We start from the raw sequence: 18,474 nt of genomic DNA, 5'->3' as shown, positions 1-18,474 counted from the left end.
GCGGGCGTGGCGTGCGACGCGGGCGTGGCGTGCGACGCGGCGGGGTCGTGCCGGCCTCACGGGTTCCGTCATGGACGGGACGCGGTGAGGTCGTACGCGGCGAGGTCGTACGTCGTGGGCCCGTACGGGTGCGGTCGCGGGCGGCGTACGCTGCCGACGAGACCCCGCTCTCCCGGTTCGCCCGGCGGCACCCGCGCCACGTTGGCCACAAGTCGACCAGACATGGCCATGTAAGGCCGCTTCAACCCGCTGGGCTCAGGGAACAACATCTCAGGGCCCGGGGTTCAGGGCTCCGTCCGCATGGACGTGGGACGCCCCCGAAAACCGAGTCCCGACGCACACCCCCCCCGCGCCGGGACTCTCCCAGAGCCGGGCTCCGGCGCCTTCCCCCCCCTGGCGCCGGGGCCCGGCTCACCCTTTTCTGCCGCCGTGGTCTGCCGCCGTGGCCCGGTCGGGTTCCGGGCGGGAGCGGATGTCCCGGGGCGGGCACGAGGGTTCCGGGGCGGGCGCGAGGGTTCCGGGGCAGGATGAGGTCGGGCCACCCCGGACCTGAACCCCGGGGTGACCCGAATGGCAGATTGTGCCACAGCGGCATAGCCTGCCGTCCGTGAGCGGTAGTAAACGTGAGGCAGCCGCCTCGACCGGCCGAGCGGACGCGGAGACCGCACCCGATCGCCCCGTGCCCGCGGCCGGGGAGGGCCCCTCGCTCGTCGAGCGGCGCAAGGCGGCCACCCGGATGGAGATCGCCCGGGCCGCCGCGGGCCTTTTCATGCGCAACGGGCTGCGGGCCACCCGCGCCGAGGACATCGCCCGCGCGGCCGGAATCGCACCCCGCACCTTCTACCGCTACTTCGCGACCAAGGAAGAGTCCCTCGGCCCGCTCTTCGCGGCCGGCGCCCAGCGCTGGGCCGACGCGGTCCGCGACGCTCCGGCCGACCTGCCCGTACCCGAGGCTCTGCGGCGCGCGGTCGTCTCCACCCTGACCCCGGGCGCCGGCGTCCGCTACGCGTCCCTCGACAGCGTCCGCTCCCTGCTCAGGCTGGCCGAGGCGAACCCGGCCCTGCTGCGGGTCTGGGGCGAGGCATGCCAGACGGCGGAGCGGACTCTCGCGGCGGTGCTGGCGGTCAGGGCGGGCGCGGGAGCGGCACCGGGGGCGGAAGCGGGGGTGGGGGCAGGGGCGGATGCGGTGATGCCGGGCCCGGTGAGCCCGGGTGCGGGCTCGGGCTCAGGCCCGGGTGCGGCGGCTCTGGGCCGGGTGACCCCGGACAAGGCGTCCCCGGCGGCGGGTCCTGCCACCCGCTCGGGCTCGGGCTCGAAGGTGGCCCGGGGTGGGGGTGAGGGCTCTCGGGGGCCGGTTGTTTCGGAGGTGGCCGGGCTCGATCCCGGGCTGCGGTTCACCGCCGCGGTCGCCAGCGCCGCCGTCCGCGTGGCCGTCGAGTCCTGGGCGGCCGGCGACGCCACCCCCGACGGCCCGGGCGGCCCCGTCGCGCTCGCCCTGCGCAACCTGGGGGCACTGGACGACTTCCCGTGGGGCACCGGTACGGAATGAGGTCCCCGGGTCCTGTCGGGTCCCCCGGGTCTTGTCGGCTCCGGGTCTTGTCCGTCCCCGGGTCTTGTCGGCTCCGGGTCCTGTCGGCTCCCGGGTCTTGTCCGTCCCCGGGTCCTGCCGGGCCGGCCGTTCTCCAGTTCCTCCAGTCCCTCCAAACCCTCCAGGCTCTCCCGTTCCTCCAGCTCCTCCCGCTCGCCCCCCGCGCCTCCAGGCCCTCCCGGTTCTCGCGGGCCCCCGCCCCCCGTACTCAGCCCCCGGCGCCGCCCGCCGCGCGGCTCAGCCGGGCGCCCAAGTCCCGTACGTAGTCGGCCAGTTCGCGCGGCTCGTGGACCGTGAACTCGCAGTCGACCATCGCGATCCGGACCGCCAGCCACTCCACCGAGTCGCCGGAGGCGCCGCGGAGCCGGCAGTGGTCGGCGTCGACGGCTTCGGGGGCGCCGAGCCAGCCGGGCAGGCGGGCGGTGACGAAGTCGGCCGGGGCGGCGAAGGTGACGTCGAAGGCGTACGTCTCCTGGCGCCGGTACACCGACCGGCGCAGATACTCGGCGGCGCTCCCGGTCGGCAGCTCTCGCGGGGTGAACCGGGCGCCGGTCGCGACGGGTTCGGCGACCCGGTCGACGCGGAACGTCCGCCAGTCCTCGCGGTCGAGGTCGTAGGCGACGAGGTACCAGCGGCGGCCGGTGGACACCAGCCGGTAGGGCTCGGTCAGCCGCCGCGACGCCGTACCGTCCCCCGAGCGGTAGGCGAACCGCAGCCGCTCCCGCCCCGCCACGCTCGACGCGATCACGGTCAGCGTCTCGGGCGCGATGCTCGCGCCGTCGCCGCTGGTCAGCGGGGTCGTGGCGGCCTGGAGTGTGGAGACGCGGTGGCGCAGCCGGGACGGCAGCACCTGCTCCAGCTTGGCGAGCGCCCGCACCGACGCCTCGTCCACGCCCTCGACCGCGTGACCGGCGCCGGCCCGCAGGCCCACCGCGATCGCCACCGCCTCCTCGTCGTCGAGGACGAGCGGCGGCATCGCCTTGCCCGCGACCAGCCGGTATCCGCCGTCGGCGCCCTTGGTCGCCTGCACCGGATAGCCCAGCTCGCGCAGCCGGTCGATGTCCCGGCGGACCGTGCGCCGGGACACCCCCAGCCGTTCGGACAGTTCGCCGCCGGGCCATTCGCGGGGCGTCTGGAGGAGGGAGAGGAGCTGGAGGAGTCGCGCCGGGGTGTCCGTCGTCATGAAGTCCAGAGTGCCGCAGAAGTAGGACATGATCTGACCTAATGCGGATCTAGCGTGATCGCATGACCTCCACCGAGACCTCTGAGATCTCTCAGACCTCTGCGACAGAGTCCTCCGACCTCCCCGGCGGCCCGCCCGCCGGCGCGGCGGCCGACCGGCGGCGCTGGTTCGCCCTCGCCATCGTGATGACCGCGGCCTTCATGGACCTGGTCGACGTCACGATCGTCAACATCGCGATCCCGTCGATCCAGCGGGACGCGGGCGCCTCGTTCAGCCAGATCCAGTGGATCACCGCCGGATACGCGCTGGCCTTCGCCGCGGGACTCATCACCGGTGGCCGGCTCGGCGACATCCACGGCCGCAAGCGGCTCTTCCTGCTCGGCATCACGGGCTTCACCGTCGCCTCGGCGCTGTGCGGCTTCGCGGTGAACCCCGAGATGCTCGTCGCCTCGCGCATCCTCCAGGGCGCCATGGCCGCGATGATGGTGCCGCAGGTCCTGTCGATCGTGCACGCCACCTTCCCGGCCCACGAACGCGGCAAGGTTTTCGGCCTGTTCGGCGCGATCGTCGGCCTCGGCGCCGTCTCGGGCCCGCTGCTCGGCGCACTGCTCACCGAGTGGAACCTGTTCGGCCTGGAATGGCGGCCGATCTTCCTCATCAACCTGCCCGTCGGCATCGTCGCGCTGCTTCTGGGCCGCCGCTTCATCAGCGAGTCCAAGGCCCCGAGGGCCCTCAAGCTCGACCTGGTCGGCGTCGCCCTGGTCACCCTCGGCCTGCTGATGCTGCTCTACCCGCTGACCCGGGGCCGTGAGCTGGGCTGGCCGCTGTGGGGATACCTGTCGATGGCCGGCTCGCTCGTGGTGTTCGCCTCGCTGGTGGCGTACGAGAAGCGGAAGGCGGCCCGGGACGGCTCCCCGCTCGTCGAGCTGTCGCTGTTCAAGGTGAAGAGCTTCGCGGCGGGCATCGCCGTGCAGACCGTCTTCGGTATCGCGCTCGGCGTCTTCTTCCTGGTCTGGACGCTGTACATGCAGATCGGGCTGGGCTGGAGCGCGCTGCGGGCCGGGCTCACCGGGGTGCCGTTCTCGATCGCGGTCTCGGCCGCGGCCGGCATGTCCGTGCAGCTCCTCGTCCCGCGCTTCGGGCGCAAGGTGCTCCAGGCGGGCGCCCTGCTCATGGTGCTCGGCGTCCTGCTCTACATCTGGGAGTCCGACCGCTACGGCATGGAGCTGGCCTCCTGGCAGATGGCCCTTCCGCTGGTGGTCATAGGCGCGGGCATGGGCTTCATCGTCGCCCCGCTGACCGACGCCGTGCTCTCGGACGTCCCGCGTGAGCACGCGGGCTCGGCGTCGGGGCTGATCAACACCGTGCAGCAGATGGGCAACGCGCTCGGCCTCGGCCTCGTGTCCGTCGTCTTCTTCGGCGAGATCGGCGACCGGCTCACCCGCGCCCAGGTGGGCCCGGCCTTCGTGAACGCCTTCCAGCACGCGCTGGGCTGGGTCGCCGCGGTGCTGGCCGTCATCTTCCTGCTGATGTTCGCGCTGCCCAAGCGGCCCGCCCAGCATGTGGAGGGCGCCGGGGGCGAGACCGGGCCGGCCGACCAGGAGCCTGGCGCGCCGAAGGAGGCGGAACTCGTCGGCTGAGCCGCCGACACACTCACCTTCTCTCGGCCATCCAAAGGGCCCGGCACTTCTTGTGCCGGGCCCTTCGTGCCGGGCCGTGCGGGGTCGTGCCGTGCGGGGCGGTGCGGGGCGGGGAGGACTGCGGGCGGCAGGCGCCGGAGCCCACGTGAGCGGGAGCTCGCGGGAGCGAGAGCCCGCCGGAGCCGGAGCCCGCGTGAGCGAGAGCCCGCCGGAGCCGCAGCCCGGGGAGCCGGGTCCGGGGGAGAGCCGGTGCCCTCGGTTTACGGGGATGCGCTCGATGTCTGTTCATGCCCGGATACGGCCCGAACCTGTTTACTTCCCGGAAATCCGGGCGTATTCTCCGTCGTAAACCACAGGTTCGGACATCAGGCGGAGGCGAACGGACATGTACGCACCGGAGCGGCAGCAGGAGATCCTGCGGCTCGCCCGTGACGGCGGGCGGGTGGACGTCCTGTCGCTGGCCGACACCTTCCAGGTCACCGCCGAGACCATCCGGCGCGACCTGAAGGCGCTGGACCGGGCCGGACTCGTCCGCCGCGTGCACGGGGGCGCGATCCCCGCCGGGCGGCTGGACTTCGAGCCGGACCTCGCCGAGCGCGAGTCGACCGCCGCCGACGAGAAGGACCGTATCGCCGAGGCCGCCGTCGCCGAACTCCCGCACGACGGCACGGTGATCCTCGACGCCGGTTCCACGGTCGCCCGGCTCGCCGCGTCCCTCCCGCTGGAGGCGACGCTCACCGTGGTCACCCACAGCCTGCCCATCGCCGCCCGCCTCGCCGACCACCCCGGCGTCCAGCTCCACCTCGTCGGCGGACGCGTCCGTACCCGTACCCGCGCCGCGGTGGACGCCTGGGCGCTGCGGGCCTACGCCGAGATCCGCGCCGACGTCGTCTTCGTCGCCGCCAACGGCTTCTCACCCGCGAGCGGCCTGACCACCCCCGACCTCGCCGAGGCCGCCGTCAAGCGCGCCGCCCTGCACGCCGCCCGCCGGGTCGTGCTGCTCGCCGACTCCTCCAAGAGCGGCCAGGAACACTTCGCCCGGTTCGGTGACCTCGGTGACGTGGACCTGCTGATCACCGACCGCGGACTGGCCGCCGAGGACGCCGCCGCCGTCGAGAAGGGCGGCACCGAAGTGCTCCGCGTATAGACCGACCCACCGCCGGGCCGACCCACCGCCGGGCCGAATCACCGCCAGGCCGGCCCGCCGGTGACCGGCCCGCCGTCAGACCGGCCCTCCACGCCTAGACGGGGCGAATGGCGTGTCCCGTCTGTCGTCCGGGGCGGCCCGATCCACCCCCGGAGCGCGGTCCACCGCTCCGGGTTCCGAGAAACGAGTGCGCATGATCCTCACCGTCACCCCCAACCCGTCCCTGGACCGTACGTACGAGGTCCCGGCGCTCGACCGCGGCGAGGTCATCCGGGCCACCGGCGAACGCATGGACCCCGGCGGCAAGGGCGTCAACGTCTCGCGCGCGGTCGCCGCGGCCGGCCGGCACACGGTCGCCGTACTGCCCCTCGGCGGAGCCCCCGGCGCCCTCGTCGCCGAACTCCTCGCCGCGCAGGGCATCGAGGTCGCCCCCGTCCCCATCGCCGGAGCCACCCGCTCGAACATCTCGGTCGCCGAACCCGACGGCACCCTGACGAAGATCAACGCGCCCGGCCCCGAGCTGTCCGCCGCCGAGGCCGAACTCCTGCTGGAGACCGTCCGCCGTGCCTACCGCCCCGGCGACTCCGGCTGGATCACCTGCTGCGGCAGCCTGCCGCGCGGACTCGCCCCCGCCTGGTACGCCGAACTCGTCGCCCGGGCCCACGCGGCGGGCGCCCGGATCGCCCTCGACACCTCGGGACCCGCCCTGCTCGCGGCCCTGCGGGAACGGCCCGACGTGGTCAAGCCCAACGCCGAGGAGCTGGCCGGCGCGGTCGGCCGTCCCCTCGCCACCGTGGGCGACGCGGTGAAGGCGGCCGGCGAACTGCGCGAGATGGGCGCGCGCGCCGTGCTCGCGAGCCTCGGCGCCGACGGGCAGGTGCTCGTCGACGACGCGGGCACCTGGTTCGCCGGCGCCCGCGTCGACACCGTACGCAGCAACGTCGGCGCCGGTGACTCCTCGCTCGCCGGGTTCCTGATCGCCGGGGGCGGCGGCCCGGACGCCCTCGCCTCGGCGGTCGCGCACGGGGCCGCCGCCGTACAGCTCCCCGGCAGCGTGATGCCGGGCCCGGCCGACCTCGACCCGGACGCCGTGACCGTCACCACGGAGATCCCGGAGTCCCGCCCCCTGACGGAGCCGGTGTCATGACCGCCCCCACCCCCGCCACCCGCTACGACCCTGTCGCCCCCTCTGTCCCCTCTGTCCCCTCTGTCCCCGTTGTTGTCCCCGTCCCCACTTCCGCCCCCGCCCGTCACTCCCCCCGGGCGATACGCGTGCGAAGGAGCCCGCGATGAGCGAGATGATCACCGCGGACCTGGTCGACCTCGACCTGTCCGCCGACACCAAGGAGGCGGCGGCACGCGCCCTCGCCGAGCGCATGGCCGCCCTCGGCCGGGTCACCGACCTCGACGGCTTCCTCGCCGACGTGGCCGCCCGCGAGGCCCAGATGCCGACCGGCCTGGACGGCGGCATCGGCATCCCGCACTGCCGCAGCGAGCACGTCACGGAACCGACGCTCGCCTTCGGACGCAAGGCCGCGGGCATCGACTTCGGCGCCCCGGACGGACCCGCCGACCTGATCTTCCTGATCGCCGCTCCGGCGGGCGCGGACGACGCCCACCTCACGATCCTGTCGGCGCTGGCCCGGCAGTTGACGAACGCCGAGTTCACCGCCGCGCTGCGCGCCGTGGACGACCCGGAGGCCGCGGCGGCGCTCATCGCCGGCGACCGGTCCCCGGACACGGTCCACGCGCCCGGGTCGGGGTCCGCCGGGGTGCCGGGCGCGGATGCCGAAGCGGGGTCCGCCGAGGCGTCGGGTGCGGCCGTCGAGTCTGGCCCTGACCCTGACGCCGCTCAGGCGTCGGGCGGTGCCGCCGGTCCCGGCGGCCGACCGTTCCGTATCGTCGCCGTCACCTCCTGCCCCACCGGCATCGCGCACACCTACATGGCCGCCGAGTCGCTGGAGAACGCGGGCCGCGAGGCCGGGGTCGAACTCGTCGTGGAGACGCAGGGATCGGCCGGTTTCACCCGGCTCGACCCGGCGGTGATCGCGGCGGCGGACGCGGTGATCCTCGCGCACGACGTGCCCGTACGGGAGAAGGAACGCTTCGCCGGTAAGCCGACCGTCGACGTCGGTGTGAAGGCGGGCATCAACCGGCCCGGCGAACTCGTCGCCGAGGTAAGGGAGAAGGCGGCACGCGGCGAGGTCACCGCCGGTTCGGCGTCCGGCGCACCCGATGGGTCGGGCGGACCCGGCGGATCAGGCGGATCAGGCGGGTCAGGGACGCCGGTCGAGCGCACCGGCGGTTCCGGGGACGGCTACGGCACCCGGCTGCGCACCTGGCTGATGTCCGGCGTGAGCTACATGGTCCCGTTCGTCGCCGCGGGCGGACTGCTCATCGCCCTCGGGTTCGCGATCGGCGGCTGGCAGGTCAACAAGGCGCCCTCCGTGATGGACCACTTCATGTGGACCCAGTCGGACAGCTGGGGCGCGCTGCTGTTCCAGATCGGTGGCGTCGCCTTCAACTTCCTCATCCCGGTGCTGGCCGGCTACATCGCCTACGGCATGGCGGACCGCCCCGGTCTCGTCCCCGGCTTCGTCGGCGGCTCGATCGCCCTCACCATCAACGCGGGCTTTCTCGGCGGTCTCGCGGCCGGTCTGATCGCCGGTGCCGTGGTGATGGCGATCCAGAGGGTCCGTATCCCGGCGGCGGTGCGCGGCATCATGCCGGTGGTGGTGATCCCGTTGATCTCCTCGGCGGTCGTCGGGTTCCTGATGTTCGTGGTGATCGGCAAGCCCATCGCGTCCGCCCAGAAGGGCATGACCGACTGGCTGAACGGCCTCACCGGCACCAACGCCGTCCTGCTCGGCGCCCTGCTCGGTCTGATGATGTGCTTCGACCTCGGCGGCCCGGTCAACAAGGTGGCCTACACCTTCGCCACCGCCGGGATCGCCGTCGCGAGCCCCGGCGACTCGGCGATGAAGATCATGGCGGCCGTGATGGCGGCGGGCATGGTCCCGCCGCTGGCGATGGCCCTGGCGACGACCGTGCGGGGCCGCCTCTTCACCCCGACCGAGCGGGAGAACGGCAAGGCCGCCTGGGTGCTGGGCGCCTCCTTCATCACCGAGGGCGCGATCCCCTTCGCCGCCGCCGACCCGCTGCGGGTCATCCCCTCCGCCATGGCGGGCGGCGCCGTCACCGGCGCCCTGTCGATGACCTTCGGCGCCACCCTGCGCGCCCCGCACGGCGGCATCTTCGTGGTCCCGCTGATCGGCAACCCGTTCCTCTACCTGGTCGCCATCGCCGCCGGCGTCGGCGTGAGCACCGCTCTCGTCGTCATCCTGAAGGGCCTGCGCAAGCAGGGTCCGGCGGGCACGGGCACGGGCACGGGTACGGGCACTGACACAGGCACGGGTTCGGGGGCTGGGGGCGCGGGGGCCGAGGGCACCGGCCCCGTGGCCGATTCCGCCGATCCGGCCGGCTCGGACGGTTCAGCCGGCTCGGACGGTTCGGCCGGTTCGGATGGTTCAGCCGGTCCGAAGGAGCCCGTCACGGCCTGAACCGCCCGCCGCGGTGCCCTTTTGGGGCCGCTGTGAGGGGTTCACCGCTTCTGCGAGATGCGTCACGGTCCGGGGTCAAAGTCCCGGACCGTGGTGTCTACTGGGGCGCATGCCCGAGCACGTGTCGATCCTCCAGCTCACCGGCGTCGCCTTCCTCGCGCTGGCGACCGTCGTCTGGGTCGTGGGCCTGCGGCGACTGCTGCGCGGCGGCCCCTCCGTCGCCTTGGCCCCGCACCCCGGCGAGGCGCTGCGGGCCCTGCCCGGTCAGCGCCGCCACGGCCCCGACACGGAATCCGTGGAACTGACCCCCGAGGAACACGACGCCTTCGCCCGCCTGGTACGGCAGTTCAGCGACAGCCGCCCGTAGGGGGTGAGGCCGTGACCGCCTGAGGTCGTGACCGCGTGAGGCCGTGGCCGCGTGACCGCGTGACGCCATGACTGCCTGACCGCGTGACGCGGTGACCGCCTGATGGTGTGACGCCGTGCCCCCGCGAGGGTGCGACGCCGTGTTGGCGTGACCGTTTGACCGTCGCGAGGTCACCGGGCGGCCTGGCATCCGAGTTACCGGGCCTGCCGCTTACCGGAGCCGGGTCGCTCACCGGAGTCGGGCTGCTTAACCGAGTCGGGCCGCGCGGCGTTCCATGGCGTCGCGGGCCGCGTCCTCCGTCACGTACACCTCGCACATGTGCCGGCGGTCCGGGGTGGCCGTGTGCTCGACCTCCCACAGGGAGATCTCCCGCCCGTCCCGCAGCAGGAACGCGTGCTCGTACAGCGAGAACGACAACCCCGCCTGGCCCGTGCGTCCCGGCCGGCCGAAGGCCTGGGTGATCTGGTGCGCGAACGCCTCCCGCAGCAGCAGCGCCGCGAGGTCGGCGTCCGGCCCGTCCGTGTTCTCCGCGCGGCGCAGGAGCCGGCGCGCGTGATCGGCGGAGGCGTCGCGCACATAGGTGTGCCGGGGCTCCGGGATCGAGGACAACTGGACGAACGCGGGCAGCTCGAAGTCCGGTGCCTCCGGCGGGAGGGCGAGCCGGGCCGTGGCCGCGCGGACCTCTTCCTCGTCCACGTACACCTCGTGCTGGGCGTCGCGGCCGACGGCGGTGTTGTGCACCAGCTCCCACAGCGTGACGGCGGAGCCGTCGGCCAGCAGCCATGTGTGCCGGTAGGTCTCCCGGTGCAGTCCGGCACTGTGGTGCGCGGAGTGCAGCGAGCTGTCGTGCGCCAGCGCGCAGTCGAGCAGCCGTATCGTCTCGTCGGGCAGTTCGAACGAGTTCAGGGCGCGGCCCAGAAGCCGTTCGAGATGCTCCTCCGGAGACTCGGGCGACTCGGGTGGTTCGTACGCTGCTGTCTCGTACGGAACGCTCAAGGTTTCTCCCGGCGTTGCTGCATGTCACCTTGTGGGTGCATACCGTAGCCCCTCGGTCGGACATCATGTCCGCGAACCGAGAAAACGTACGGACGGAAAACGGGCGGCCCGCGCGGGGAGTTCCCACGCGGGCCGCCCGGCCCTCAAAAGGCCCTCGTCAGACGGCACTTCCGGCGGCCCAGGAACTCCACGACATGTTCCAGCCGTTGGGCCCGTTGCGCCCGTTGTCCGGGGAGACGGTCTTGTCGGGGGAGTTCCTGACGGTCACGACGTCCCCGACGAGCGAGTTGTCGAAGAACCACGTGGCGGGCGTGGCGCTCTGCGTGCCTGCCCTGCTCGTCGGCGAGACCGACACAGCCGTGGCTGGTCCCCTCCCGGCCGAAGGGCGCGTTCCCGCGCTTGTCCAGTAGTTGCCGTGGACGAACGTGCCCGGCGACCGTCATCCTGCCGTGGCTCACCTTCACGCCGGTCGCGTTGATGGACGCGCTCGTCGAGCCGTCCTTCGCCGAGATGACGATCCGCGCCTCGGACGAACGTGGCCGAGTTCCCGCCGCCCTTGCCCTCGCCGTCCCTGCCGGCCCAGACCTCAACTCCTCCCGTACAACTCCTCGTACGACGGCCACGCCCCGCCCGGTCCGTCCACCGGGCCGGCGGCCCGCACCGCTCGGACGATCGCGCGCGTGACCAGGTCCGCGCCCGCCGCGAGGATCTCGTTCAACGCGAGCGGGTTCCCGGCGTCGAGCGGCCGGCCGCCCGTGGCCAGCGCGAACACCGTGTCCCCGTCGTTCAGCAGATGCACCGGCCGCACCGCGCGCGCGATCCCGTCGTGCGCCGTGCCCGCGAGCTTCTGCGCCTGCGCCCGCGTCAGTTCGGCGTCCGTCGCGACCACGGCCAGCGTGGTGTTCAGCGGCGGCGGCGCGTTCCTCGCGGCGCTCTCCGCGAGCCGCCGCCGAGCCGCCTCGTGCACCGCTCCCGGCGGATACACCACACGCCCCCGCGTCAACTCCCCGTACAACGCGCCCGTCTCCGGTTCCACCGCCGAGCCCGCCGCGTTGGCCACCACCAGCGCGCCGACCGTGATGCCGGACTCCAGCACGGCGCTCGCCGTCCCGACCCCGCCCTTGATCTCCCCGACCACCGCCCCCGTCCCCGCTCCCACCCCTCCCTCGGGCACCTCGGCGCCCGGCTCGCTCGCGTCGGCCGCCTCGACCGCGGCCCGCCCGGTCGCGGCGTCCGGACGGCACCGGAAACCCCCGCCCCGGCCCAGGTCGAACACACAGGCCGCCGGCACCACCGGCACCACGTGCAGGGGGCCGGGCCCCACCCGCACCCCGCGCCCGCGCTCCTCCAGCCAGGCCATCACGCCGGACGCCGCGTCCAGCCCGTAGGCGCTGCCGCCGGTCAGCACCACCGCCTCGACCTTCTGCACCAGGTTCCGCGGATCGAGCGCGTCGGTCTCCTTGGTGCCGGGCCCGCCACCGCGCACGTCCACGGCGGCGACCGCACCGCCCTCGGGGGTGAGCACGACCGTCGTCCCCGTGAGCCACCCGTCGCCGATACGCGTCGCGTGCCCCACCCGCAGCCCGGCCACATCCGTCAGAGCGTCAACTGTCATACCCCCAGTGTTTCCCCGCCCCGCCCTCCGCCAGCCGTAACCGACCGGGCACGGCCACCGCGCGCCTACCGTCCCACCGGCCCCTCCCTCTCCACCCCGCGCGCCGACAGCACCACTCCGATCGCCACCGACAGCGCCGCCACGATGCCCGCCGCCGGCACCGCCCGGTCCCCGAGGAACGTGCACAGGATGACCAGCAGGGCGGTGCTCGGCAGGACGAGCTGCTGACCGATGCCCACCTTGAAGTAGCGCGAGTGCAGCGCCCACACGGCGAGGAAGTACAGGGCGGTCGGCAGCGTCACCGCGGCGGACGCGGCCAGCGTCGAGATGTGCGCCGCCCCGGCCGCCTGCTCCACGGCGACCTCCAGCCCGGCCCCGATCGCGGCGGCCGACGCGAAGATCAGATAGTGCCCGTATCCCCACAGGAACGCCTGGCTGTTGCTCCGCAGGTGCCCGTGGATCGGCACCACGAAGTAGATCCACCACGCCGAGAACACGATCAGCAGCCCGCCCGCGGCGATCGGCAGCAACTCGCCCAGGGCGTCGTGCTCGTCCACCGCCGACTTCACCGCGACCGTGGCCGCGGCGATCGTCTCGCCCAGCACGATGATCGTGAACAGCCCGTACCGCTCGGAGATGTGACGCGGATGCCAGGACGTCGTGGCGGCCTTCTCCGCGAACACCGGCACGCACAGCTCGGCGACCGCCACGACCAGGAACACCCACGGCCGGGCCGCCTCGGGCGCGAACAGCAGGCCGAGCCAGCCGACCTGGCAGAGCAGCACACCGCCCGCGTACCGCAGCGCCGTCGCTCTCTCGGCGCCCCGCGTGGACCGCGCCACCCGCAGCCACTGCGCGATCAACGCGAACCGCATGATCGCGTAGCCGAGCCAGACGACCAGGAAGTCATGGCTCTCGAACGCCTTCGACACCCCGGCCGCGAGCACCAGCACACCCGCGATCTGCACCAGCGTGACGACCCGGTAGAGCACGTCGTCGTTGTCGTACGCCGACGCGAACCACGTGAAGTTCATCCACGCCCACCAGATGGCGAAGAAGATCATCGCGTAGTTGAGGATGCCCTCACCCGCGTGCCCCTCCGCCACCGCGTGTACCAGCTCGGCGCCGGCCTGGGCGACGGCCACCACGAAACACAGGTCGAAGAACAGCTCCAGCGGGGATGCCGCCCGGTGCGCCTCGTCGCGTCCGCGGGCGGTCATTCTGCGCAGGGGCCGACGCGCCGCGGGTCGTGCCGCGGCGTCGGGCTCGGGAGTGGAAGGCGAGGTCATACGGCCAAGCAGAGCAGATGGACGCCGTGAACGCGGGTGAAGTCGGTCACCGGCGACCGTGGCGCCTCGACCCGCCACCACCCGGTGCCGGGTCGAGGCACCGCCACCCCTGCCGCAGGTCGTCGCCCGACGGCAGAACCGGCCGCCGTAGGACCGGCCGCCCTCACCCCCGCCGAAGTCCGCCACCCGGCCGGCCAACCGGTCCGCTGCCCGGCGTCCGCGCGGGCCCTCGCCGTCCGCGACGTACCCTGGAGGCATGAGTGACACCCCTGCCCCCGAACCGCGCGCTCCGAAGCCGGCGCTGGTCTTCGACGACCCGCTGAGCCAGCAGTCCTCGGACGACACGGACCGTGGATGGGGCGAGCAGGCCGACAGCACCGGTGACAGTGCCGCCGACCTGAAGCGCTTCCTCGACGAGAAGCCGCCCCACCACATCTGAACCCGGGCCCACCACATCTGAACCCGGGCCCGCCGGATCTGAGCCCGGGCCCGCCGGGTCCCAGCCCGGGCCGGCCGCCGCCGAGCCCGGAGCCGTCCCGTCCCCGCCCGGGCCCAAGCCCCAGCGCCGGCCCCCGCCGTCAGCCTTCGCGCCGGTCGTTCCCCCGCTGGGCGATCAGCGCGTCGCGGATCTCCTTCAGCACCTCCAGCTCGGTCACGTCCATGACCTCCTGGGTGTTCTCCTTCGCCTTCTGGCGGGCGGCCTGCCGGGCCAGGAACTTGGACATCGGCAGCACCATCAGGAAGTACACGACGGCAGCGGTGATCAGGAAGCTGAGCGTCGAGCCCAGCACCGAACCCCACATGATGCGGATGCCCTTGGCGTGGTCGCCGGTGCCGGTGCACGGCTTCTTCAGGCACGAGCTGTAGTTGTCGAGGTTCTGCGTCCCGATCGCACCGACCACCGGGTTGATGATCCCCTTCACCACCGAGTTGACGATGTTGGTGAAGGCCGCGCCGATGACCACCGCGACGGCCAGGTCGATGACGTTGCCGCGCATCAGGAAGGCCTTGAAGCCCTCCCAGACGCCGGGCTGCTGCTTCTCGCTCACCAGGAGGCCCCTCTGCACAAGTCGTTGAACAAACAGCTCCGAAACCTACGGCAGGGCCCGCCGGGCGTGTCCAATTGGGTCGCTCCAACGAGGGACTTGACACGGTTTCTCCAGTCATCGCAGCGTCACCGCCAGCCGGGAGGTCGCGCCCGCGCCGGCCAGCCGTACGGCCGTCGCGCGCGGAACCGCCAGGACCACAAGCGCCCCGGTCTCGCCGGCGCCGATGTCCGGCACATCGGTGACTCGCGCGCCGCTCGCCACCACCCGCACCGCACCGCCGCTGTCCGCCGCCACCACGTCCACCCGGTCACCAGGGCGCAGCAGCCCCACCGTCGCTCCGTCGGCGATCCGGACAGGGGCCGTCACCGTCTCGACGGGGTGCCGCTCGCGTGCGCCGCCCGGACCGGGGGTGCCGGCGGAGGCCGTCACGGACCCACCGGGCGGGGCGGTCGCCGGATGGCCGCGTGCCCCCTCGGCGTCCTGCGGGCCGCCCGCCACGAGCGCGGCGGCCGTCATCGCCAGGCCGGCCGCGATCACCTGCCTCCGGTGCCGCACGAGCCGCCGCAGCCCGTACCGCCCGCCCCGTACGTGAACAGGCGCGAAGTGGGGCACGGCAGACGTCGGAGGTGCGTCCCCGCCGAGTGGCAGGCCCCGGTCAGGCAGCGGCCGGCCCGGTTCAGCGGGTGGCCTGCCCGGTTCCGCGAGCTGGGCCCGCGACGGGAGCGGGGGGTGTGCCGACTGCCGGGCCCACGACGGGAGTTGGGGCCTCACGGCCCCTGAGGCCCGCTGGGCGGGCCGGGTCTGCTGGGCGGGACGGGCGTAGAGAACGGGACGGGCGGGCTGAACGGGACGGGCGGGCTGAACGGGACGGGCGGGCTGAACGGGCGTGCCGTACTGAGCCATGGAGACCACCACCTGTGACGAGGGACCGGCTTGCGCTCCCACGATGAGGCCTCGCGGCGAAGCCCGCCGGCGCCGGTGGACGGCCGCCGAATTGTGGACAACTCCCTCACCCGAACGGGAGGTTCCGCCCGCTCCCGCTCCCGCCCAGCCCCGCCCAGCCCCGCCCGCGTCCGGACCTGCCCGACGGAGCGGCCCCCAGTCTCCGCCCCCGGGCCCCACTTTCCGCCCCCCTCTCCACCCCGGCCCCGCCTCCACCCCGCCGCCTACGGCAGCTCGAACCCCGGGTCCATCCCGCCCAGCGCCCTCGTGCACAGGCAGTCGCGGCCGGCGTTCTCCGGAAGCGCGGCGACCGCGTCGAAGAGCACGCCCCGCAGCCGGTCCACGTTCGCCGCGAACACCTTCAGCACGTCGTCGTGGGAGACGCCCTCGCCGCTCTCGGCGCCCGCGTCCAGATCGGTGACCAGCGTCAACGACGTGTAGCACAGCTCCAGTTCGCGGGCGAGCGCCGCCTCCGGGTGCCCGGTCATGCCGACCACCGACCAGCCCTGCGCCTGGTGCCAGAGGGATTCGGCGCGGGTGGAGAACCGGGGGCCCTCCACGACGACGAGGGTGCCGCCGTCCACCGGCTCCCAGTCCCGGCCGCGCGCCGCCTTCAGGGCGACCGCGCGCCCGACGGGGCAGTACGGGTCGGCGAGGGACACGTGCACCACGTTCGGTACCGAGCCGTCCGGCAGCGGCAGTCCGTCGAAGTAGGACTGGGCCCGCGTCTTCGTCCGGTCCACGAACTGGTCCGGCACGAGCAGCGTGCCGGGCCCGTACTCCGGGCGCAGACCGCCCACGGCGCAGGGCCCGAGGACCTGGCGCGCGCCCACGGAGCGCAGTGCCCACAGGTTGGCCCGGTAGTTGATGCGGTGCGGCGGCAGATGGTGGCCGCGGCCGTGGCGGGGGAGGAAGGCGACTCGCCGGCCGGCGATCTCGCCGAGGAACAGGGAGTCGCTGGGCGGCCCGTAGGGGGTGTCGACCTGGAGTTCGGTCACGTCGTCGAGGAAGGAGTAGAAGCCCGAGCCGCCGATGACCCCGATCTCGGCAAGGGCCGTCGTCCGCTCGCCGGCCGGGGCCTGTGGGGTGTCCGTGTTCGCCATGAACGGCACCCTAACCGGGCCCGGGAAACGCCGATGACCCCGTCGTCGTAAGGCGACGGGGTCGGGCGTGGTACGAGCCTGGTGGGGCCGGGGCGAAGGCCCTGGACCGCCGGGGAGGTCCTAGGCGGCGGAGCTGCCGGCCGAGCCGGAACCCGACGACTTCGCGTCCGAGGACGACGAGGTGGACGAGCCGGACGTCGACTTCGCGTCGGACGAGGACGCCGTGGTGGACGTCGACGGCTTGGACGCGGGGGAGCTGCTCGACGAGGAGCCGCGGCTGTCATTGCGGTAGAAGCCGGAGCCCTTGAAGACAATGCCGACGGCCGAGAACACCTTCTTCAGGCGGCCACCGCAATGGGGGCACTCGGTCAGGGCATCGTCGGTGAACTTCTGCACCGCCTCGAGGCCCTCGCCGCACTCGGTGCACTGGTACTGATAGGTCGGCACTTGTCTTCCTCCTGGCACTCTCACTCAATGAGTGCTAACGACGGTCCATAGTGACGTATTCCGCGGGATCAGTCCACTGTCACCGGCACTCGGTGACCGACGCCACGTGCGACCGTCCGGCTCGGCGGGCTCGTGGCGAGGCGTGACCGCAGGGTCAGGAGCGTCGCCAGCGCAAGGACCGTACCGGCCATCGGCACCAGGAATCCGGCACCGTCCCCCATCCGGTCCTCCAACTGGCCGGCGACGGTGACGGCCGCCGCCTGGCCGAGCGCGACCGCGCCGGTGAGCCAGGTGAAGGCCTCCGTGCGGGCGCCCTGCGGGACCAGGCCCTCGACCAGGGTGTAGCCGGTGATCAGGGCCGGGGCGATGCACATGCCGACCAGGAGGCCGATTCCCGCGAGCACGATCACCGAGTGCGCGGCCCACAGCCCGGAGGCGGCCAGCGCGAGGGCGGCGTAGCCGAGGACGAGCCGTCGCTGTGGGGCCACCTTCCAGGCGATGGCGCCGCAGACGATGCCGGAGATCATGTTTCCCGCGGCGAAGACGCCGTAGAGGACGCCGTTCAGTCCGGGCTCGCCGATCGACTCGGTGAACGCGGCCAGGGAGACCTGCATGCCGCCGAAGACGGAGCCGATGCCCAGGAACGTGACGATGAGGACGCGCACCCCGGGGACGCGCAGCGCGGAACCGTGCTCCACGCGCGCGTGCCGGTCGGCGAGGACGGTGGGCTGGGTGCTCTTCTGGGCGGCGAACAGCAGGCCGCCGACGAGGGTCAGCGCGGCCTCCGTGAGCAGGCCGGCGGCCGGGTTGACGGCCGTGCACAGCGCGGTGGCGAGCAGCGGGCCGAAGACGAAGGTCAGTTCGTCGGTGACGGACTCGAAGGCCGCCGCGGTCGTCATCAAGGGCGAGCCCTGGAGTTTCACGCCCCAGCGGGCCCGCACCATGGGGCCGACCTGCGGCACCGAGGCGCCGGTGGGCACGGCGGCGGCGAACAGCGCCCACAGGGGGGCGTCCGCGAGCGCGAGCGCGGTCAGCGAGAGGCCCGCCAGGGCGTGTACGAGGACGCCGGGGAGCAGGACGGCCCGCTGTCCGTGGCGGTCGGCCAGCCGACCGGTGAAGGGCGCGAACAGGGCCATGGAGACGCCGGTGACGGCGGCGACGGCTCCGGCGGCTCCGTAGGAGCCGGTGGTGTGCTGCACCAGCAGCACGATGGAGATCGTCAGCATGGCGAAGGGCTGCCGTGCGGCGAAGCCGGGGAGCAGGAACGTCCAGGCGCCGCGGGTGCGCAGCAACTGGCCGTATCCAGGACGGGAGGTGACCGTGGATGCCACGGCCCGTGCCTTTCTGCCGCCTGGTAGCGCGCCCGTGCGGGGGCGCCGAGAGCTGTCCTCTTGCGCGGATCTGCGGTAGATACCGGCGTCCTCTGCGGGAGGGCGTCACGGCCGCCATACGGTCGCGCCAGCTCTGCGTCAGGCAGAGTTGGTCCGATCAAGGTGTGCCTTCATCGTACAGGGGCGGGCACCCCCTCGCCTGTGAAAACGAGCACCG

Annotated in this window: 17 protein-coding genes and 1 pseudogene; 7 read left to right on the top strand and 11 right to left on the bottom strand. The window is 73.4% G+C overall.

What is annotated here, in order from left to right; translation table 11 throughout:
* Positions 1-68: 68 nt before the first annotated feature.
* Positions 69-224, bottom strand: coding sequence for a hypothetical protein (locus AB0912_RS13555; protein ID WP_366698987.1), 156 nt, complete (start codon positions 222-224; stop codon positions 69-71).
* Between the two features lie 512 nt (positions 225-736).
* Between AB0912_RS13555 and AB0912_RS13550 the strand changes: the two genes are divergently transcribed.
* Positions 737-1,549: a TetR family transcriptional regulator gene (locus AB0912_RS13550; protein WP_366699099.1), complete on the top strand. Its 813-nt coding sequence runs from the start codon at positions 737-739 to the stop codon at positions 1,547-1,549.
* A gap of 247 nt (positions 1,550-1,796) precedes the next feature.
* Here the strand turns inward: AB0912_RS13550 and AB0912_RS13545 are convergent, their stop codons facing one another.
* Positions 1,797-2,771, bottom strand: coding sequence for a YafY family protein (locus AB0912_RS13545; protein ID WP_366699097.1), 975 nt, complete (start codon positions 2,769-2,771; stop codon positions 1,797-1,799).
* A gap of 185 nt (positions 2,772-2,956) precedes the next feature.
* On the opposite strand from AB0912_RS13545, the gene AB0912_RS13540 reads away from it, so the two are divergent.
* From AB0912_RS13540 to AB0912_RS13520, 5 genes are all read left to right on the top strand, one after another.
* On the top strand, positions 2,957-4,411 hold the full coding sequence (locus tag AB0912_RS13540; protein ID WP_366699095.1) for an MFS transporter: 1,455 nt from the start codon (positions 2,957-2,959) through the stop codon (positions 4,409-4,411).
* 385 nt (positions 4,412-4,796) lie between these two features.
* Complete coding sequence (locus AB0912_RS13535; protein ID WP_366698985.1) at positions 4,797-5,558, top strand: DeoR/GlpR family DNA-binding transcription regulator; 762 nt, start codon at positions 4,797-4,799, stop codon at positions 5,556-5,558.
* Between the two features lie 193 nt (positions 5,559-5,751).
* Positions 5,752-6,705, top strand: coding sequence for a 1-phosphofructokinase (gene pfkB, locus AB0912_RS13530; protein WP_366698983.1), 954 nt, complete (start codon positions 5,752-5,754; stop codon positions 6,703-6,705).
* A 142-nt stretch (positions 6,706-6,847) separates the two neighbouring features.
* Complete coding sequence (locus AB0912_RS13525) at positions 6,848-9,118, top strand: fructose-specific PTS transporter subunit EIIC (protein WP_366698981.1); 2,271 nt, start codon at positions 6,848-6,850, stop codon at positions 9,116-9,118.
* A 109-nt stretch (positions 9,119-9,227) separates the two neighbouring features.
* Complete coding sequence (locus AB0912_RS13520) at positions 9,228-9,485, top strand: hypothetical protein (protein WP_366698979.1); 258 nt, start codon at positions 9,228-9,230, stop codon at positions 9,483-9,485.
* A gap of 246 nt (positions 9,486-9,731) precedes the next feature.
* Here the strand turns inward: AB0912_RS13520 and AB0912_RS13515 are convergent, their stop codons facing one another.
* From AB0912_RS13515 to AB0912_RS13500, 4 genes and pseudogenes are all read right to left on the bottom strand, one after another.
* Positions 9,732-10,481: a DUF6227 family protein gene (locus AB0912_RS13515; protein ID WP_366698977.1), complete on the bottom strand. Its 750-nt coding sequence runs from the start codon at positions 10,479-10,481 to the stop codon at positions 9,732-9,734.
* Between the two features lie 157 nt (positions 10,482-10,638).
* A pseudogene (locus AB0912_RS13510) lies at positions 10,639-10,927 on the bottom strand (L,D-transpeptidase); the annotation flags it as partial.
* Positions 10,928-11,067: 140 nt separating this feature from the next.
* On the bottom strand, positions 11,068-12,096 hold the full coding sequence (locus AB0912_RS13505; RefSeq protein WP_366698975.1) for a P1 family peptidase: 1,029 nt from the start codon (positions 12,094-12,096) through the stop codon (positions 11,068-11,070).
* 65 nt (positions 12,097-12,161) lie between these two features.
* Positions 12,162-13,385 (bottom strand): low temperature requirement protein A, encoded by a 1,224-nt coding sequence (locus tag AB0912_RS13500; RefSeq protein WP_366698973.1) that lies wholly within the window; start codon positions 13,383-13,385, stop codon positions 12,162-12,164.
* Positions 13,386-13,641: 256 nt separating this feature from the next.
* Between AB0912_RS13500 and AB0912_RS13495 the strand changes: the two genes are divergently transcribed.
* Positions 13,642-13,824 carry a hypothetical protein gene (locus AB0912_RS13495; protein ID WP_366698971.1) on the top strand — a complete coding sequence of 61 codons (183 nt, stop codon included), beginning with the start codon at positions 13,642-13,644 and terminating at the stop codon, positions 13,822-13,824.
* 139 nt (positions 13,825-13,963) lie between these two features.
* Here AB0912_RS13495 and mscL read toward each other — a convergent pair whose 3' ends face one another.
* From mscL to AB0912_RS13470, 5 genes are all read right to left on the bottom strand, one after another.
* Positions 13,964-14,434 carry a large conductance mechanosensitive channel protein MscL gene (gene mscL / locus AB0912_RS13490; RefSeq protein WP_366698969.1) on the bottom strand — a complete coding sequence of 157 codons (471 nt, stop codon included), beginning with the start codon at positions 14,432-14,434 and terminating at the stop codon, positions 13,964-13,966.
* 114 nt (positions 14,435-14,548) lie between these two features.
* Positions 14,549-15,097 carry a hypothetical protein gene (locus AB0912_RS13485; RefSeq protein WP_366699093.1) on the bottom strand — a complete coding sequence of 183 codons (549 nt, stop codon included), beginning with the start codon at positions 15,095-15,097 and terminating at the stop codon, positions 14,549-14,551.
* Positions 15,098-15,600: 503 nt separating this feature from the next.
* Positions 15,601-16,479, bottom strand: coding sequence for an S-methyl-5'-thioadenosine phosphorylase (locus AB0912_RS13480; protein WP_366698967.1), 879 nt, complete (start codon positions 16,477-16,479; stop codon positions 15,601-15,603).
* 120 nt (positions 16,480-16,599) lie between these two features.
* Entirely contained in the window at positions 16,600-16,926 is a 327-nt protein-coding gene (locus tag AB0912_RS13475; protein WP_366698965.1) for an FmdB family zinc ribbon protein, read from the bottom strand.
* A gap of 68 nt (positions 16,927-16,994) precedes the next feature.
* Positions 16,995-18,257, bottom strand: a complete 1,263-nt coding sequence (locus tag AB0912_RS13470) for an MFS transporter (RefSeq protein ID WP_366698963.1) — start codon at positions 18,255-18,257, stop codon at positions 16,995-16,997.
* Positions 18,258-18,474: the final 217 nt, after the last annotated feature.

The sequence above is a fragment of the Streptomyces sp. NPDC007084 genome, from assembly GCF_040703595.1.
GTDB lineage: Bacteria > Actinomycetota > Actinomycetes > Streptomycetales > Streptomycetaceae > Streptomyces.
This window is presented reverse-complemented; position numbering and strand designations above follow the sequence as displayed.